Genomic DNA, 18,264 nt, shown 5'->3' with positions numbered 1-18,264 from the left:
CTGGTTTTAGTTCAGTTGCAATGTCTGTGCTTTATCAAACTGGCTGTAGCTGGAGGTGATCACCTGTTCGCCCGGTGCCAGTCCGTCTATTACTTCAAAGTAGTCACGATTTTTCTTGCCCAGCACGATATTTTTACGGATCGCGGTATCGCCCGCTACGACGAAAACCCAGTTGCCTCCGCTGCTGGTATAAAAAGCCCCTCGCTTGACCAGCAGGGCATTATTTTTGCTGTCGCCCAGCATCAGAGCCACATCCAGGTTCTGGCCGCGTTTTATGCCATCCAGCCCGGCTGGCAGCGCCACTTCTACCTGAAATTGCGCATTGGTGACCCGGCTGTCAATTTTACTTACCTGTGCTGTCACTTGCTCGCTGCCCAGTGACACTTGTACCGCCATGCCGCTGTGCACCTGGTTCAGATAAAATTCATCCAGCCGGACCGTGAGTTTGTATTCATTCGGTATGTCTATTTGACCCAGGCGTGCGCCACGCTCTTTGGACTCGCCAATTTCAATGCCCAGCTCGCTCAGATAGCCAGACACTGGTGCTTTGATCAGCAGGTTATCGAGGTTATGACGGGCAAATTGCAGGTTTTTTTGCAGCATCTCGGCGCTGTCTTCGAGCTGTGCAACCTGGACTTCACGGATGGTGTTTTCCTGTTTTTGGCGATCCAGAGTCAGCTCCTTGCGGGCTTGGTAGTAGGCCAAATCATCTTTGATTTCATCCAGCTTGTCCTGGGCCAGCAAGCCTTTTTTAGCCAGTCGCGCCGACTGTGTGTAGCGCCTTTGCAGGTGGTTGATCTGCAGTTCAATCTCCAGCAGATCGCGGCGCAGGTTCAGGCGGCTGGTTTCCATGTTCATTTGGGTGTTACGCAAAAAGTTAAGCTGCTCGGTGACTTGCGCTTCACGGCTCATGACATCCAGTTGCAGGTTGGTATTACTCAGACGCACCAGTGGCTGACCTTGTTCAACATACTCACCTTGTTCAACCAGGCGTTCTTCAACCCGCCCGCCTGCGACGGTGTCGAGGTAAATGGTGGTTTTTGGCACCACCTGACCACGCAGACTCAGGGCATCAACAAACTGGCCTTGTGTTACGGTACTGATGGTCAGGCTGTTTAGTGATACATTTTGGCTGCGTCCGGTGCTGCTCGATTGTGTAAAGGCATAGGCAAGGGCGGTTGCTAATATTAAGCTAACCGCGACGCCCGTCTTAAGGTGCTTGTTAAGTGCTGAGCGTTCTATCTTCTTATCCATAGTGCAACTCCTGCTGTCTGATGCGGTTCGGGTGTATGAACTAAAGTAATCAAACCGCGTGCCAACCTTGAAAGTATAATAAATACAAAGGACTACCAATTTATTTGGCTTGTTATTCTGGCACAGGTGTCCGCTAATAGAACAGTCGGCATCACGCAAGTGCCCATAAATGGACACATCCTCGTGCAATACGCTAAGCTAATAAGCCAAATAAAATAAATTAGGGACAGATCGTGAGCGCAAAACAACCCGGGGCCATTTTGGTGGTGGACGATAATCCGGATATTCTGATCGCGGCGAGGTTGCTGCTCAAACAACACTACCAGGTGGTCAAAACCACCGACAATCCGTTTGATATAGAACAGCTGGTTAAAGCTCACAACATTGAAGTGATCCTGCTGGATATGAACTTTAATCGTGATGCTATCAGTGGTCAGGAAGGCTTTTACTGGCTGAAGAAAATCATTACGCAGGACCCCAGCATCGTGGTATTGCTGATGACCGCCTATGGTGACATTCAGCTGGCGGTGGATGCCATCAAGGCCGGCGCGGCAGATTTTATTGCGAAGCCCTGGCAAAACGAGCAGTTACTGGGGGCGGTTGCGGCGGCGTTTGCTCACGCCAAAGACAAGCAGCAGTTGGGTAAGCTGACCCGCCAGACACAAGGACTGAATCAGGCGCTCAGTGAGTCATCAACGGGTCCGGCCTTTGACTTTTTGGGCCAAAGTGCAGCCATGCAACAGGTGTTTGCGACCATAGACAAAGCGGCTCAGTCTGATGCCAATATTTTGATCACCGGTGAAAGCGGTACAGGCAAAGAGCTGGCCGCTCACGCCATTCACCGCGCCAGTCTGCGTGCTGCACAACCCATGATCAGCCTGGATATGGGCGCCATTTCTGATGGGCTGTTTGAAAGCGAATTGTTTGGCCACAAAAAAGGTGCTTTTACCGATGCCAAAACCGATAAAATAGGCCGGTTTGAGCTGGCCAGTGGCGGGTCGTTGTTCCTTGATGAGCTGGGAAATTTGCCCTTAAACCATCAGGCCACCTTGCTGGCGGCGCTACAGAATCGTTGCATCACCCCAGTGGGGGGCACCAAACCGCTTGATGTGGATATCCGCCTGATCTGCGCGACTAATGACAATCTGCAACAAGCGGTCAATGAAGGACGCTTCAGGCAGGATCTGTTGTACCGTATCAATACGGTCGAAATCCGTCTGCCTCCGCTGAGGGAGCGCAGCGAGGATATTCCTTTGCTGGTGAATTATTATCTGGCGCACTTTGCACACAGGTACAAACGCGCATTGCAGATCAGCGAGCAAGATATGACTTCGCTATGCGGATATGGCTGGCCCGGTAACGTTCGCGAGCTGGCCCATGCGATTGAGCGGGCCGTGATTTTATCGGATGGCGATACGCTGGATGTGACGTCTGTGATTGGCGTGACAGCGCCCTTGGTGGAGGCAACACAAGGCAGTAGTGGTAGCTATGATACGTTCGATCTGGAAGTACTGGAGCAGCGGGCCATCCGTGCAGCACTTAAGCATTATCAGGGAAATGTGAGTCATGCTGCCAAAGCGCTGGGGTTGACGCGCGGTGCCATGTACCGGCGACTGGAAAAATATGGGCTTTAGGGAGTAACTATGTCCTATCTGAAACGTCACCCCCGCTGGTTACTTGGATTGCAACTGGGCCTTTTGTGTGTGCTGGTCAGCGCTGCAACCGGACAGTATCTTCACAGTGGGCTCAGTGCTACTTGGTTACTCGTCTTGCTACTTATCGTCGTATGCTGTGGCGCGATATTCACCTTGTTTGCCCGGCAGCAAAGACAAAGCACGGCGGTGATCCGGGCGCTGGTGAATGGCGATAGTTCTTTGCGACTCAGTCCCAGTCATCCGCTGCACCACGAGTATGACGAGATCCGTCATACTTTGCAGGCTGCGCGGTTCAAAGCTGAGCAACAGGCACAGTTTTTTCAGGCTTTGTTACTGCACATTGAGCTGGCAGTGCTGGTGTGTGACAGCGAAGGCCAGGTGATTGAGTCCAATCCGGCGGTGGCACGTCTGCTGGGGAGGTCGGTCAACAGTGTGGCTGAGCTGGCTGACATTGGTGAGTTAATTCAAAGTTGTGATACGCAGTTAAAAACCAGTGCCCCCTGGCTACGTGGTGAGCAGCAGGATACTTTGTCGGTTCAGGTCAGCGTTGCACAAATTCAGGGCCAGATCCGCAAGGTGATCACCCTGACCTCTATTCATACTGCCCTGAATAGCAAAGAACAACAGGCCTATAAGCGTCTGACCCAGGTGTTGACCCATGAAGTGGCGAACTCCATCACACCTTTGTCGTCGATCGCCCAGTCTTGTCGGGGGCTGTTGCCCGATGCACTGTGTTTTGATGATGAAGACGATAAAGACGATTTAATCCTGGCATTGAATACACTTGCTGCGCGCACTGAGCATCTGGGGGCGTTTATTGCCCGCTTCAGGACGATCAGCAGTTTGCCGCGCCCGAGTCTGACTCCCACCTCTTTGGCGCCTTTGTTGGAGCGGTTAGTGGCCTTACACAAAAACCAGCTCAGTGCGGCAGGGATACAGTGTGAGCTGAGCGTGTCAACCAAGCTGCTGGTGATGCTGGATCCCGGACAGATCGAACAGGTGTTGATAAACCTGTTCACCAATGCGGTTCAGGCCATTGAGCAGGCGCAGCAAGAGGGCACGCAGCAAATCGACAATCCGGTAATTCATTTGACGCTGGCACAAAATGAGGCACAACAGGTGTATGTGGAGATCTGTGATAATGGGCCGGGCGTTGAAGCACATGTCGTTGATATGATGTTTGTACCTTTCTTCACCACTAAACAGCAGGGATCGGGCATTGGCCTGAGTCTGTCGCGACAGATCATGGTTAGTCATGGCGGCGACCTTATCTATTTGCAAAAACCACAAGGGGCCTGTTTTCGCTGTGTGTTTGGCTAAAGGAAAAAAGCCAGGCCAGCTGGCTTTGGCTTGAAGGCCATGGCAGGCAACCATGGCATGGGGTCATAATCTCAGGTACTGCATGGTGTTAATACCAATTTCACTTAATACTTGTTCAATTTGAAGGAGTAAATATGACGCGAACGGCGTTAAAAATTTCCTATTTAGAGCAACTAAATAGCAAATTTTTCGCTTTGTTATCGACCCTCTTTTCTCGCCTCAAAATAGAACACTTAATTAAGCAAATTGGTATAAGAAGACACCGTGCTGGGCAAAGTACCCTCTGATTCATCGTGTCGCAGCATGATGGCTGAGCTCAAGTCAGGCCAAGTATTCACACCCAGAGTAGGCGTATAGGGTGAAAGTCACAGGATTATGCCGCTTGACGATGCGTGCAAACGCTGACCGTTTCAATCATCAGTCACCCGGGCAATTGTTATTGCGGATACACTCTTTATCCATGTCATCGACCCAGACATCTTTGAGATAACAGCTAGCCGGGTCGTCGACCCATTTTACTTCGGTATAGCTGGCGTCGGTGATGCCGACAAGCGATAAGTATCCGGTGTATATCGTCCCGTTATGATAATAGTTGCCCTCGAATATTTGGCCGTCACAGCTTTTGCCATAGACGTATCGTCCGATGGTAACGTGCGTGTTGTCCCCATTATTAGCAGCGCTGAACAATGTGCCGTTGTAGGTACAGTGGTAGGCGACATGGTTTACGGTGACCTTCTTTTTGGGGCAGACCAAAATTTGTGTCCAGTAGGCGCTGGCGGGTGCTGAGTAGGCCAATATACTAGCAAGTGCAATGCTGATCGCTTTGAGTGATTTCATGTTGTATTCCTCCCGCTTATTGCTCTTTAAGTAATATTCGCAGCCGATTTTGATTTTGGTTTAGTTCGGCAGCAACGGTGTTATCTTAGCAGTAGCGCGGAGTGTAGACGCCTCCCCGACCGGGGTGGACGATAAATAGGTGGGTTGTTATCTGTTGCTATTTAGTAATTAATTGGCGCGAGTTACAACACACTGTCTTTGTCGGGGAAGCCTCTCTCGGCTAAAGTCGGTGGCGTTTCTGGCTCGCCCGTGAAGCATTAGCAGAAGAGATAATTTGATTGGGAATGAACACCAAAGTTAAATATGCGATACGTTCAATATTGAATGTCAGTCGTTGCAGGTAAACTATAAGAGTTGCAAGCCAGAATACCTGACTTGCAACTTATTATTAGCACTGAGTGCTAATTAGTTTTGATATCTATCTAGCCATTCACGGATCTTTCTGGCTTTTGTATAGGTCAATGTCATGTGTGCTTCGTTGTTACTTGGATAAGCAGCGACGTCATCCCAGTAATTTGCACTGCCTGCCAACGCTGAGCGAGTTGATACAAATGAATGCTTCTGGCCTATCGTTACATAAGGTGTGATTGGATGTGACTGGTTAGCGATCAGGTCAGAAAATACCTGATAGAAGTCGGCGTAGCCACCTGCAACGTTATCAACACTTGGTTTGGTGTAGACTTTAAAGTACTTGCTTCCGCCATTGTACCATTTACGGTGCAATTTAAAGTGTGACGTCATGATAGCAGTAGGTGCACCCTGAGTACGGCTCTGTGCTCCGTTGGTGATAGCCAGAGTTGGTACTGTTTGTACGTGACCTAAACTGGCTAGTTTTGACAGTAAAGCACTGCGATCTGATGAACCTGAAGGGGTGTCCATGATCAGTTCTTTAAAGGTTTTTGTGTTCAGTTTAGCGGTAATAGCTTCCAACTGACGACGTGCCTCACGACAGTCACCGCTTAAACCACAAAGACTTGAATCGACTTTATCAAGTAGACGATTGGTATTGTCCAGGATTGAGCGTGGGAAGTTAGCGCCCAGGTGTGGTGCATCGAAGGAAATAAATGACGCAACATTATTGAGCGAACCGGTTTTTTCAATTTCACGTAATGCAAAGCGCGTTACAACGCCGCCCATAGACAAGCCAACAAAAGAAGTCGAAGACACACCTGATTTACTATTGATGACTTCTAGCAAACGTTTAACACCATCGGCGTTATATTCGATACCTTTGTCCTGATATCTGTAACGGTAAAGAATGACATCGTAGCCTGCGCTTCTCAGGCTGCTCATCAGACCACCGCTGTTTACATCATTGTAAAAAGCCTGCTTAGTGTAGCTAGAGCCCGAAATATCTACGTGATATGGCTGAACAACAACAACAGGTTTATTGAGCCGGTTGTCATTACCCATATATACATCGGCATAGCCATAGGAGTATCTTGGATATTCAGTCCAAAGACGGCAAGTACGCTGTGGTGTAATCGCAAATTCCTGAGTGTCTGACTCAAGCAAAGCACCTTCATTGGGCTCTGGTTCGATACCAAGGGGAAGCTCTCCATCCCACCATTCACAAACTCGGTTCATCTCAGTTGAGTTGATATACCAAGTGCTGTTTGTGCTGCTGGTAGTCGACATACGCTGGGCAGAAAGAGATTTAAACGGCGTAGTCAGACGTTCTGTCGAGGCGTTTTGAGTTTCTTTGCTGAACATGGAAATGGTATGTGATGAATCAATTGTCAGACCATATTCATCCACTTCCTGGCTTTGAGCGAGTGCAGAGCTTGCAGAGATGGCTAGGAGTGCCATCGTGATTGTTTTTATTTTCATGTGTATTTCCTGTTTTTTCTAATAGTCCTGTATTAGGAATAGGTAATGTAATTATTTGTTACCGTAAGATCAATGCTTTGGTTTTCGTGGTTTCTTCATTGTTTCTTTTTGTTAAATGATGTGTTTGTGCGTACGCATGGTTTTATAAATAAAATATGGTTGCATCTGATGAGTGCAAACGTGCCGTCACTTGCTCAATCTATGTAGAAGAAAGTCAGCTATTTACTGATAAATTAGTGAATATTTTTACTTCAATCGGTGATGGGGAAATAAAAAATGGTGAGCCAGACAGGCGTGTTTACGAAAAGCAGCTATGTTTTCATTTAATTTTTTGTAACTATTTATTTTAAATAAAAATAAATAATGCAAAAAAGTCATTGAAAAAAAGAGACAAGTTCTTTTTAGTGAGTTGAAATGGTGAGTGAACCCTGGGGAGCCGGGGTCCACAAGTCCGAAAAATTAAAAGCGGTAACCTAAGTGCAGGCCAATTAATGCTTTGGACTCTACTTTTTCGGTGCCAAAGATATCGAGTATGTCCGTACGGTACTCCCGCTCATCGGTGCGGCGGATCCCAACACTGGCTCCAAATGTCCAGCCCTCCTGAAGCGCACCTTGCGAATAGTAGTGGTAATTAAGTGCCACAAACCCTTTTTCACTTGTTAAAGCCTCACTGCCGGCAATGACGCCCAGCGTATGTTTATTATCCTTGTCCAGGATGTACTCATAGCTCATGGCTGCGCCAATTAAGCCAGCGGAAATCGACACGAGATGATCGTCATTGATTGCACTGGTGTACTGAATGCCAGTCAAGCCACCATAAGGGTATCCTGCACCTACACTGAGCTTGGCATGTGCAACGTTGATAAAGCTCAGGGTTATGAGTCCCAGTGCCAAATGGATTATTTTTGTCATTTTATTTTTATCCTTAGTTATGTAGAGGGCATGCTAGTTATCTATTTAGTGATATATCCATATCGAGAGTTTGAGCGGTATAAGCGTATTGTTCATGAGGACGTTTGTTTTTAATTTGGATCTTTTGATGCCGCACGTGGTGCCCAAACAAGCGATTAAACTCATTTGTGAAGTGTATCAAAAAATGATTAATAGAGTGTATATAAATGTGGGGGCTTGTTTTTCAATTGAGTGCATGCGTTTGGGTTGAGCTTCTTCCAGTCTGAGACTTAAGGTACCTTAAGTCTCAGACTGGAAGCTCAATATAAGGCGCGTGAGCAACGCTGAACGACAGTTGTTGCATGTGTTGCTATACCGGAAGTTGCAAAGTAAAACAGGCGCCGCCCAGGCGTGTTGAATCACTGACCTCGAGTTGGCCCTGATGCCAATCGGCAATCCGTTGAGCAAGTGCCAGGCCCAGGCCAAATCCACGGCGCGTATGGTCGTCTGTATGCGCCCGTACAAAAGGCTTAAAAATATGTGCTTGCTGTGTAGTGGGTACGCCTGAACCATCATCATGCACTGCCAATGTGCAGGAGCCAGGGCTGTGCTTAAGCATGACCACAATCTGGCCGTTTCCGTATTTGCTGGCGTTTTCCAGCAGGTTACTCAGCAAGGTGGTCAGGTAAAACGGATCTCCGGTAACCTGCACGGCGTGTTCAGGTAAAGCCAGCTTGAGCGTTATATCCATGTCGTGCCAGGTGCTTGATACCTGTTTGATCAGTTGGCAAAGATCCAGCGGGCGACGCTGCAGCTCTGCAATACTTTGATCCATCCTTGCGTAGCTTAAGAGCTGGTCTATCAGCGCGGACATGGTATCCAGATCGCGGTTGATCTTGGCTTCATAGTGACGTCGTTTGTCGGGGTCAGTGGTTTCTTCCAGGGTATCCATTCCGAGGCGGATCCGTGCCAGCGGTGTACGCAGCTCATGTGACATGGCGCCACTGAGTAGTTTGACGTCCTGCACCAGATATTCAATGCGTTCAGCCATGTGGTTAAAGTCCCGTTCCAGATCGCGCAAATACATCACGGATCCAACCTGCAAGCGTTGTGACAGGTCGCCTTCACCAAAATGCTGGGCTGCCCGACGCAGTTTGAGCAGTCGCAGTAGAAAGGGCTGCAGCCAGATCAGGATCAGCGTCATCATTGCGGTGTAAAACAGCCCCGTCAGCCACCAGGCCAGATCACTGCGAGACGTGACTTGATCGCTGCGGATGACCAACAAGTCTGTCGAGTTTGGCAGACGTTGCAGAAACAGTCTTTGTTGATCGGTTTCCAGCTGGATCTGTTCATTGGCTTGTAATTTGGTTTGTAGCGCAGCCGGAAGCGGGAATGCTGATGCCGGGACAATTTGAGGGTGCAGGAGCGACTGAGCAGGCCAGTTTGACAGCAAGGTATGGGGTGAATTTGTGGCAGCAACCAACGCATGTATGTCCCGGGCCAGCTGCGCCAGTTGCGTCTGAGGCGTGTGTTGCTGCTGAGTAGGTGTGAACGTCTGATAGAGATGGTCAAACAGCCAGCTGGTGGCGATGGAAATAACCACGATGGCCAGCAGGAGTGAGAGGGCAAAATGACGCATCACCAGGCTTCCCGAACCAACTGATAGCCCTGTCCCCAGACCGTTTTGATGCGAAAGGGCGCAACCGGGTTGTCACCGAGTTTTTTGCGCAACCGTGAGATGCGCAGATCGATGGAGCGATCAAATCCATCGTATTCAAAACCACGCAGAGTCTGGGTAAGGAAATCCCGGGTAACCAGCTCACCGGCTGATTTTGCCAGCAGCCAGAGTAAATCAAATTCTTTGGACGAGACGTCAATGGACCTGCCCTGTAAGGTCACGGTGCGGGCGCTTTTGTCCACTAACAGGCCTTGTATCTCGATACTCTCTGTATTGCCAGGGGGATCCGGTTCAACACTGGTTGGGTTATGGCGGCGCAGGAGCGCACGGATCCGCGCGAGCAATACCCGTGCTCGCACCGGCTTGGTGAGATAGTCATCGGCGCCCATTTCCAGTCCCAGCACTTCGTCCATATCTTCATCTCGTGCCGTCAGCATCAGGATAGGCCCAGGGTACAGGGGCCTGACTTGCTTACAGACGTCCAGCCCATCCAGACCGGGTAGCATGCCATCGAGGATCACCAGGTCCGGGTTCAGGCTCAGGATCTGCTGTGGGGCGTCATCGCCACGGTGGCACAAACTGACTTTAAAAGATTTTTCCGCCAGATAGTCACAGATCCAGTGGGCCAGCTCCTGGTCATCTTCAACCAGTAGCAGGTGTGTATTCGGTGTAGTCGTCATCAGAGCATTCGCCATCCTACGCGTATGTTTTTATTTTTGTTGCAGATCCCGGAAACAGCTGAGCAGGTCCGTGCCTGGTCTTTGCAGGCATGAGTGCCTGACTCATCTTTGCAAGTAGCGGGCAACTTACCTGGGGGCGTATCATAACCTTATTCATTGTTATTATTCTTGTGGCCACATTGGGTACCAACAGTTTAACGAGTGACGGAGGGCAAAACCGTAACAATCACCACCAAAATGTATCAAAGTGTAGCGCAGGTTGTATAGAATTTAGGGATATATGTCCACCCTGACCAATCGCCATTTCGGGCCACTATACACACTGCATATTTATTTCCGGTTCACCGGCTCGGACATCGTATGGTCAATATGTCGGGTATGTAAGGTCAATCTTAAAGCGAGCCCCGGCGTCATCTGGTGAGCCGTTATCTGACCTTGCTGTGCTTTGACCAACTGAGCGACCAGGGCCAACCCTATTCCCGTGCCCTGGGTTGTGCGGGTTAGCTCATCCCCACCGCGATAAAACAACTCAAATAGCTTATCGCATTGCTGTTGCGACACGCCTGGACCGTAATCACGGATCTCCAGGATTAGTTTGTCGTCTCTTTGCGCTGCACGTCGAAAGGTAATATCGAGTTGTCTGCGCGCGGGATCACTGATGCCCTCGGCACGAAAGAATTTGACGGTGTTTTCAACAATGTTTATCACCACCTGGGCAAAGGCATCCTGATCCACTAAAACCTCAAGCTCCTCTGATAGCGGCGCTTCAATCACCATATTCAGATGGAAGTCTTGTTTTTCCAGAAGGGTAGAGGTCTTGGAGCGAATGATATCGGCCAGCATGGCCACTGGAGCATAGTCTGGTTTAACCTGAGGCAGGCCAGTGTGATCTTCCTGATTCAGCCGGGTCAGCAACAGAATATTGTCAATCAGGCGGCTCAGACGCTCGCTTTCACTGTGAATAAAGCCATAATAATCCTGCTGTGCATCGGCGGAAACCACAGTACCAGCACGCAGCATTTCGGCATACATGCGGATGGCGGTAAGTGGTGTTTTGAGCTCATGGCTGACCGAAGACACAAAGTTCATTCTTTGCTCAGCCAGCGCAAGCTGCCTGACACTCAGCCGGTAAAATCCGTAACAGGCACCCAAAATCGTGAGAACGAGCAACAAGGCAAACAGCGCGCTGTAAAATAGGGTCGAACTCATGGGCAAGGTATGTGTGGTAAGGTGCAGTGTGTAATTGTTAAATGGCCAGCGCAGGGCACTGCTATACACGGGCTGTGCTCTCAGCTCTGCGGGAATGTCGGCCTCTGCCAGCCTGTGTACATTTGGCTGGGCATGAGGCCGTAAGAAATACAGTTGCTCTGGCTGTGCGGTCATTGCGTTATACAATTTGTTGGAGCTGTTTGATCTATCCGCATCTAGCGTGAGCAAAACCGGGGTATCAAACTGACTTTGGCTCAGATATTCGCCAACAAGACTGAGTAAATAGGGGTCACGCTTGACCAGATAACCTTGTAACTTACGTTCTGCTCCGACTTTAGGCAGTCGATAGAAGATAAAGTAGCCGGGCACATCAAACCAGATCTGATACAAGCCATTTTCCTTGCTCAGCCCGGTCGCCAGCTTAGTTTGGAGCGCGGTGGATTTGGCCAGCGTCTGGTAAATGAACTTCGCCCGGTCGTAGCGTTGCTGCAGCTCGACAGAGGTTTTTTGTTGTTCTGATGTGGGCTTCGTGAGGTCTTCGGCAGACAGTGGCTCTGGCCAGATGGGGCTGTTGAACCGGCCTTGCGCATCAAACTGAAAATAACCGACCAGTCCCTGAATTGGCCGGGTGGCCGTTGGCCTGGCCGGATCCAGATGTGACAAGACAGAAGGGATCTGCAGGGTTTCTTCAGTGAGTGGGTTATACACAGACTGATAATAATCAAATGCCTCGACAGGCAGTGAACTGGACAGCAGGCGGCGCTTAAACATCTGGCGGTCAATTTGTGATATCAGGCTACGGGCCTGCTCCTGATACTCGTTCAGCTGGTTTTTTTTAAGTTGTGCAAAGCCAAAGTAGAGCAAAATACTAAGCGGAATTAACAGGCATAATAAGAAGGCACCGGCCTGCAAACGCAGCTGCTGTTTGCGTTGTGCATAGGTCATAAGGTGTTTGTTTTTGAACCACATGGTGATGCCGTTACTGGGTATAGAGTTGATAACCTTCACCGCGATGGGTGACCAGGTGGCGCGGAGATTTTGGGTCCTGCTCTATTTTTTTTCGCAGTTTGGCGATATGAATATCCACGGTACGCGTATCTATGTCTCCCACTGTTTTGTAGCCCCAAACCTGGTGTAATAGTTCATCACGGCTGACGGGCTTATTCTGACGCAGCAGGTAACTCAATAAGCTGACCTCACGGCGCGTGTATTTAACGCTCTGTTGGTAAGATGTGCCGGTCAGTGTTTGTGGGTTGACACAGACGTCTTGGCTCAAAATCAGCTCTTCGTCATGCTGGTGCCAGCCCGAGCGACGTACCAGCGCGTTGACGCGCAATACCAGTTCCGAGGTTGAAAAGGGTTTGGCCACATAATCATCGGCACCCAGGCTCAGACCATTGATTATGTCCTGCTCGGTGCTTTTGGCGGTGAGCATCATAATGGGCTGAGTCGGTGCGCTTTGTCTGAGTGCTTCACAGACCGCAAAGCCGTTCATCGATGGCAGCATGACGTCTAATAAAATGCAGGCGTAATCGCCCTGTTGGGCACGCTTAAGGCCTTGCTCACCGTCCATTTCACTGTCGACTTCATAGCCATGAAAAACAAACAGGTCGGTCAGGCCACGTAAGATGGCTGGCTCATCTTCTACGATCAGTAGGGTAGGTTTCATGTTGTTATTATTTCCCTGTTTTGCGCTGGCCAGTTTAGCGTAAAGCTAGCGGGCCCGCCGCGAAAGTGCACGTAAACTTTTGTAAAACCTGTGCTGTTTTCTTTTACATAGTCAGCCTGTTTGCTCCCTCTCCCGCACTCTAAAGTAGGTCTCATAGCCTGCTGGAGGAAGCATCATGGACATAGTGAGAACCAATAAAAGCCCGTTATTAAGTCGCAAAGCCAAAGTTATGAGCGTGATGGGATTGATTGTTGTGAGCAGTCTGACCCTGTTTTTTAACCACCATACTAGCGCGTCCAATCTGGTAGATAAAGCCCCCTTGTTGATCGATACGGTGCGTCGGGGTGAGTTAAAAGTAACGGTGCGTGGCAGTGGCGTCCTGGTGCCGGCGCAGATCCGTTGGATCACAACGCCGGTCGATGGTCGAGTCGAACAAGTGTTTAAAAAAGCCGGCGCTGAGGTGAAACAGGGCGATGTATTACTGCAACTGAGCAATCCCGAATTGGAAGAAGCGCTGGCACAGGCACGGTGGGAGCTACAGGCATTAGAAGCACAAATTCACGCCGAACAGGTTGCGCTGGAGTCGACTGTACTGGACCAGGAAATTGCCGTCGTAGACGAAAAACTCAGTCTGGAGCGCGCTCAGCTGACGCTGGCTGCGCAGGAGCAGCTGCTGGCGCAGGGGATAGTGGCGGTGTCTAAGATTGATTTTGAAGAGGTCAAGATCAATGTTGCTCAGTACCGCCAGCGTTTTGCGCTGGAACAGCAAAGGCTGCAAAAGCGACGTGAAAATCTGGCAGCACAACAGCGTGCCGGTGATGCGAGGCTTAACAGCCTGCGCAAACGGGTCGCGCGGATTGAGCAGCAGGTCACTGGTCTGACTGTGGTTGCGACAATGGACAGCATAGTGCAGGCCATGCCGCTGGAGCCGGGACAGCAGATCGCGGCGGGCAGTAACCTGGCGATGTTGGCCAGAAATGATCAGTTCTTTGCCGAGTTACGCATTCCTGAAAGCCAGATAAAGGATGTGCAGCTCGGCCAGGCGGTGACTCTGGATACCCGTGCCAGTCAGATCACAGGGATGGTGCAGCGTATTGATCCTGTGGTTAGCGACAGTGCGGTGTTGGTGGAAGTGTCGCTCAGCGGGGAGTTGCCAAAAGAAGTGCGCCCGGCACTGAGTGTCGACGGGGTGATTGAAATCGCAACGATTGAGGACACCCTGTTTGTGAAGCGGCCGGTTATGGCCAGTGGCTTTAGTCAGGCCAGCTTCTACTTATTGGCGAACTCTGGAGAGCAGGCTCTTCGCCGACCGCTGACATTTGGCCACATGTCCAGTCAGTACATTGAGATTGAGCATGGCGCCGCTGAGGGCGAGCGGGTGATCCTCTCTGATACCTCACACTGGCAACATGCCGAAGTACGTTTCAAGCAGTCATTTTCTTCCTTGCAGTAGTCACATTTTTAACGGAGTACACACAATGTCACATCAACAACACAGCAGCGACCGCCTGGTGGAGTTAAGTCAGTTAAATAAGATATTTGTCAGTGATGATGTCGAAACCTGGGCACTGAACAACATCAATCTCACCATTTCAAAAGGCGAATACCTAGCCATTACCGGTCCGTCCGGGTGTGGTAAATCGACTTTGCTGGCCCAACTGGGTCTGTTGGATACAGCGAGCAATGGCACATACTGGCTGGCCGGACACAATACCGCCCAGATCGATAAGCATGAGCGAGCCCGCATCCGTAATAAGGAAATCGGCTTTATTTTTCAGGCGTTCAATTTAATCAGTGAGTTAAGTGTGGCTGACAATGTTGCCCTGCCGCTGAGTTATCGTGCGGATCTCAGTCGCGCAGAGCAGCATGAGCGGGTTGCGGCGGCGCTGGAGCAGGTCGAAATGAGCCATCGAGCCAGCCATTATCCAGCTCAGCTGTCCGGAGGACAACAGCAGCGTGTTGCCATTGCCCGTGCTATTGCAGGCCAGCCAGCCATTATTTTGGCCGATGAACCCACAGGTAACCTGGACTCTAACAATGCCCGGATCGTGATGACGCTGCTCGACACGCTTAATCACAATGGCGCAACCATTTGTATGGTGACGCATGATATGTCGTCGGCGTTGCGTACCGGGCGGATCATTGAAATGAAGGATGGTGCCATCGTGTCTGACAGCCCGGCCAAAGCGCGTACTGCCATTGCGGTTTGAATTGCCCTTGCTGAGAGGAATGCTTTATGTCTGCCTGGATAGATATTCGATATGCAGCCCGGCTGCTGCTTAAAAAGCCGTTATTCACTCTGACCACCACGGCGATTGTGACCGTGGGCCTGGCCCTGACTTTATATACCTTTACTCTGATGCAGCAACTGGTCTTTAAGCCACTGACGCTAGGCCAGGATACGCCCCTGGTTGCGATTGCCGGTGAGTTTAAAGCCGCCCATGGGGCGCGTCAGCGGGTTGATCCCTATCATCTCAATCAAGTCCAGGCCGACAGCATATTATTACAGAATATGAGTCTGTATGAGTCGGCTGTGCGCACTGTAGGCAGGCAGGGCAACGAAGCCATCTCCCATAAAGTACACCTCACCTATGCGCAATGGAATCTGTTTGAAGTCGCCGGTGTGCAGCCTCTGCTCGGCCGTAGCTTTAGTCCGTCAGATCAGCAAGATGGCGCGCAATCTGTGGTGGTGTTGAGTCATGATATCTGGCAGCGGGTGTTTGACGGCGATGAAACTATCATAGGCCGGATGATCCAGGTAGAAGCGATCCCCAAGCAGGTGATCGGTGTGATGCCACCCGGGTTTGCTTTTCCAACTCGGGCACAGGTATGGCAAATCATGACGCAGACTCGCCTTGAGCCGGCTAATCCATCAAACCGGGGCGCTTTGCAGGCGATTGCCCGACTGAAGCCCGAAGTGACTTTGGCGCAGTTCCAGCACGAATTGGCCACGCTGTTACAGCGTCAACTTCAGGCCTTACCGCAGGAATTTGCTTGGCGTTCAGATGTGGCTGGGGGATATCTCCAGGCGATCCCGTTCAAGCTCAGCGTTGATGTATTGTATCAACATTACACGATTTTAGTGGCGATGATCCTGGTGGTAGTGCTGATTTTAATGCTGACCTGTATCAATGTGGGCAACCTGTTGCTGGCCCGGGTCAATGAACAGATCCGGGATGTGGCAATTCGGGTGGCACTTGGCGTGCCACAGCATCGCCTGGTGTTACAGATGTTGTGGGAAAGCACTCTGATCTGCTGCCTGGGTGGTCTGCTGGCATTGGGGTTGGCGCACTGGGGGATTGTCCTGACCAATCTGGCCTTTGATGAGATTTTTGCCATGAGTGGCGCACGGCCTTTCTGGTGGACCCTCAGTATTTCATCGGACGGAGTCTGGATGCTGATACTCGCTGTGGTGGTGATGATAGTGATCACCGGGCTGATCCCTGCGTGGCGTGCTTTGCAGGGGGATATTAATGGCATATTGCGTGATGGTACGCGCGGTGCGGTGAGCAAACGAGCGGGACGGGTTAATCAGGCGCTGGTAGTTGCTGAGATTGCCTTATCTTGTGTGGTGTTGGCCATTGCTGCCATGTTATTGGGTAGCAGCCTGGCGGCGCAACAGGCCGATTATGGTGTGCAAACTGAACATCGCTTAACGGCATCGGTACGTCTGGCCTGGGGCAGCTATCGCTGGAATGGCGGCGCACCTGAGGCAAGAAAAAAGCGCAATGATTTTTACTATGGACTCAAAGCAAAGTTAGAGCAACTTCCTCAGATTAACAGTGTGGCGTATTTTAGCAGTCTGCCGGGCACCGGAGGCGGGACCTCTCACTTTGAAATTCAGGGGCGGGCGGAAGCGGTATTCAGTGACAACCCAATGTGGAATTTTGAGCTGGTCAGCCGGGATGCCTGGCGTACTGTGGGTATGCAGTTGCTTGAAGGTCGTGATTTTAATCTGAGCGACCTGGCTGTTGATAGCCGCGAGCTGCGTGAGCAGGGGTCTGTGGTGATTATTAACGCCGCCATGGCACGAGAGTTGTTTCCTGAGGGGAATGCACTGGGTCAGCGCGTGCGAACACTCAATGGTGAAGGCTGGCATACCGAATGGCGCACCATTGTGGGCGTGGTGTCTGACAGTGTTCATGGTCCGACAATGGATGCAACCAGTGCCCGGCATACTGGCTATGGGCTGATGGATTTACGGCCCTGGAGAATGAACCTTGTGATGCATTACCGTGGTGAGCAATCACAGGCCATTGCCGCACTGCGCCAGGCCATTGTTGATCTGGATGCCGATGCCACGGTACACGACATTCAGAGTTATCAAAGCCTTATTAAACAGCCACTGTTGCTGATGGCATCACTCAATCAGATATTTTTGGTTGGCGGGCTGGTGGCGTTGTTTTTAGCGGCCAGTGGCATTTATGCGATGGCAGCCAACAGTATTGCTTTGCGTAGCCAGGAAATTGCCACGCGCCGTGCGCTCGGCGTACCGGAAGGGCAAGTCGTACTTTTGTTTGTCAGGCAGGCACTGTGGCAGCTGGCAGTGGGCTTAACGCTGGGAATAGGCGCGGCATTGTGGCTAAGCGCGCAGCTTGCCGGGGCCATGAATATTGACCCGAATAGCTATGTCTGGGCGTTGCTCGGGATACCTGGGTTTATCGTGATGTTGGTGCTGCTGGCGACCTTGCTGCCGGTTTCCCGGCAGCTTCAGGTGCCCCCCGCTGAGGCACTCAGGCAGAGTTAGTGGGCCGCGGCAGGTGGACATGTCTGACTGGATACGGCACAGTACGGTTTTACTCTTTTCGTAATAAAAACTTATGCTTGCCAGTTACATTCAGCGTGTTCACCATGTTGCGATTATTTGTTCAGACTATGCCGTATCAAAAGCATTTTATACTGATGTGATAGGGTGTCGGGTCATTGCTGAGAACTATCAACCCGGGCGTGAGAGCTTTAAACTGGATTTGTCATTGCCTGACGGCACCCAGATTGAACTATTTCACTTTGCCTCGGCTCCAGCACGGCCGAGTTACCCTGAAGCACTGGGGCTGCGTCATCTTGCTTTGTCCGTCACTGACATTGAGGCGGCGCGCCATGTACTCGTAGAGCAAGGGGTGAGTTGTGAGCCCATTCGCCTTGACCCATATACTCAAAAACGATTTTGCTTTTTTGCTGACCCGGATGGGCTACCGCTCGAGCTTTATGAGGTGCCAGGAGAGGTTAACGCCCTCGAATGAG

At 50.7% G+C, this 18,264-nt stretch carries 14 protein-coding genes; 6 read left to right on the top strand and 8 right to left on the bottom strand.

Translation table 11 applies throughout. The features are described 5' to 3' along the window. Positions 1-6: 6 nt before the first annotated feature. Positions 7-1,254 carry an efflux RND transporter periplasmic adaptor subunit gene (locus AT705_RS09010; protein WP_058796339.1) on the bottom strand — a complete coding sequence of 416 codons (1,248 nt, stop codon included), beginning with the start codon at positions 1,252-1,254 and terminating at the stop codon, positions 7-9. 233 nt (positions 1,255-1,487) lie between these two features. Here AT705_RS09010 and AT705_RS09005 point away from each other — a divergent pair, with 233 nt between their 5' ends. Then, positions 1,488-2,888: a sigma-54-dependent transcriptional regulator gene (locus tag AT705_RS09005; RefSeq protein ID WP_058796338.1), complete on the top strand. Its 1,401-nt coding sequence runs from the start codon at positions 1,488-1,490 to the stop codon at positions 2,886-2,888. Positions 2,889-2,897: 9 nt separating this feature from the next. Beyond that, positions 2,898-4,229, top strand: a complete 1,332-nt coding sequence (locus AT705_RS09000; RefSeq protein WP_058796337.1) for a sensor histidine kinase — start codon at positions 2,898-2,900, stop codon at positions 4,227-4,229. A gap of 417 nt (positions 4,230-4,646) precedes the next feature. On the opposite strand, the gene AT705_RS08995 is transcribed toward AT705_RS09000, so the two are convergent. The 7 genes from AT705_RS08995 to AT705_RS08960 all read right to left on the bottom strand — a co-directional run bounded on the left by AT705_RS08995 (position 4,647) and on the right by AT705_RS08960 (position 13,023). Further along, complete coding sequence (locus tag AT705_RS08995) at positions 4,647-5,066, bottom strand: hypothetical protein (protein ID WP_058796336.1); 420 nt, start codon at positions 5,064-5,066, stop codon at positions 4,647-4,649. Between the two features lie 405 nt (positions 5,067-5,471). After that, positions 5,472-6,896: an esterase/lipase family protein gene (locus tag AT705_RS08990; RefSeq protein WP_058796335.1), complete on the bottom strand. Its 1,425-nt coding sequence runs from the start codon at positions 6,894-6,896 to the stop codon at positions 5,472-5,474. Positions 6,897-7,355: 459 nt separating this feature from the next. Then, positions 7,356-7,808: a hypothetical protein gene (locus AT705_RS08980; RefSeq protein ID WP_058796333.1), complete on the bottom strand. Its 453-nt coding sequence runs from the start codon at positions 7,806-7,808 to the stop codon at positions 7,356-7,358. Positions 7,809-8,157: 349 nt separating this feature from the next. Then, on the bottom strand, positions 8,158-9,426 hold the full coding sequence (locus AT705_RS08975; protein ID WP_058796332.1) for an ATP-binding protein: 1,269 nt from the start codon (positions 9,424-9,426) through the stop codon (positions 8,158-8,160). Further along, the gene (locus AT705_RS08970; protein WP_058797952.1) at positions 9,426-10,145 is read right to left on the bottom strand and encodes a winged helix-turn-helix domain-containing protein; all 720 of its coding nucleotides are present in this window, start codon (positions 10,143-10,145) and stop codon (positions 9,426-9,428) included. The genes AT705_RS08975 and AT705_RS08970 overlap by 1 nt, the downstream gene beginning before the upstream one ends. A 330-nt stretch (positions 10,146-10,475) precedes the next feature. Beyond that, positions 10,476-12,323 carry a sensor histidine kinase gene (locus AT705_RS08965; RefSeq protein WP_058796331.1) on the bottom strand — a complete coding sequence of 616 codons (1,848 nt, stop codon included), beginning with the start codon at positions 12,321-12,323 and terminating at the stop codon, positions 10,476-10,478. A gap of 10 nt (positions 12,324-12,333) precedes the next feature. After that, the gene (locus AT705_RS08960) at positions 12,334-13,023 is read right to left on the bottom strand and encodes a response regulator transcription factor (protein ID WP_058796330.1); all 690 of its coding nucleotides are present in this window, start codon (positions 13,021-13,023) and stop codon (positions 12,334-12,336) included. Between the two features lie 175 nt (positions 13,024-13,198). On the opposite strand from AT705_RS08960, the gene AT705_RS08955 reads away from it, so the two are divergent. From AT705_RS08955 to gloA2, 4 genes are all read left to right on the top strand, one after another. After that, on the top strand, positions 13,199-14,476 hold the full coding sequence (locus tag AT705_RS08955) for an HlyD family secretion protein (protein ID WP_058796329.1): 1,278 nt from the start codon (positions 13,199-13,201) through the stop codon (positions 14,474-14,476). Positions 14,477-14,501: 25 nt separating this feature from the next. Further along, complete coding sequence (locus AT705_RS08950; protein ID WP_058796328.1) at positions 14,502-15,233, top strand: ABC transporter ATP-binding protein; 732 nt, start codon at positions 14,502-14,504, stop codon at positions 15,231-15,233. 26 nt (positions 15,234-15,259) lie between these two features. Then, positions 15,260-17,770, top strand: a complete 2,511-nt coding sequence (locus AT705_RS08945) for an ABC transporter permease (protein WP_058796327.1) — start codon at positions 15,260-15,262, stop codon at positions 17,768-17,770. Positions 17,771-17,843: 73 nt separating this feature from the next. Further along, entirely contained in the window at positions 17,844-18,263 is a 420-nt protein-coding gene (gene gloA2, locus AT705_RS08940; protein WP_058796326.1) for an SMU1112c/YaeR family gloxylase I-like metalloprotein, read from the top strand. Position 18,264 lies beyond the last annotated feature (1 nt).

Source organism: Pseudoalteromonas rubra (assembly GCF_001482385.1).
Lineage (GTDB): Bacteria > Pseudomonadota > Gammaproteobacteria > Enterobacterales > Alteromonadaceae > Pseudoalteromonas > Pseudoalteromonas ardens.
Note: the sequence above shows the minus strand (reverse complement) of the source record. Positions and strands in the feature narration are given on the sequence as shown.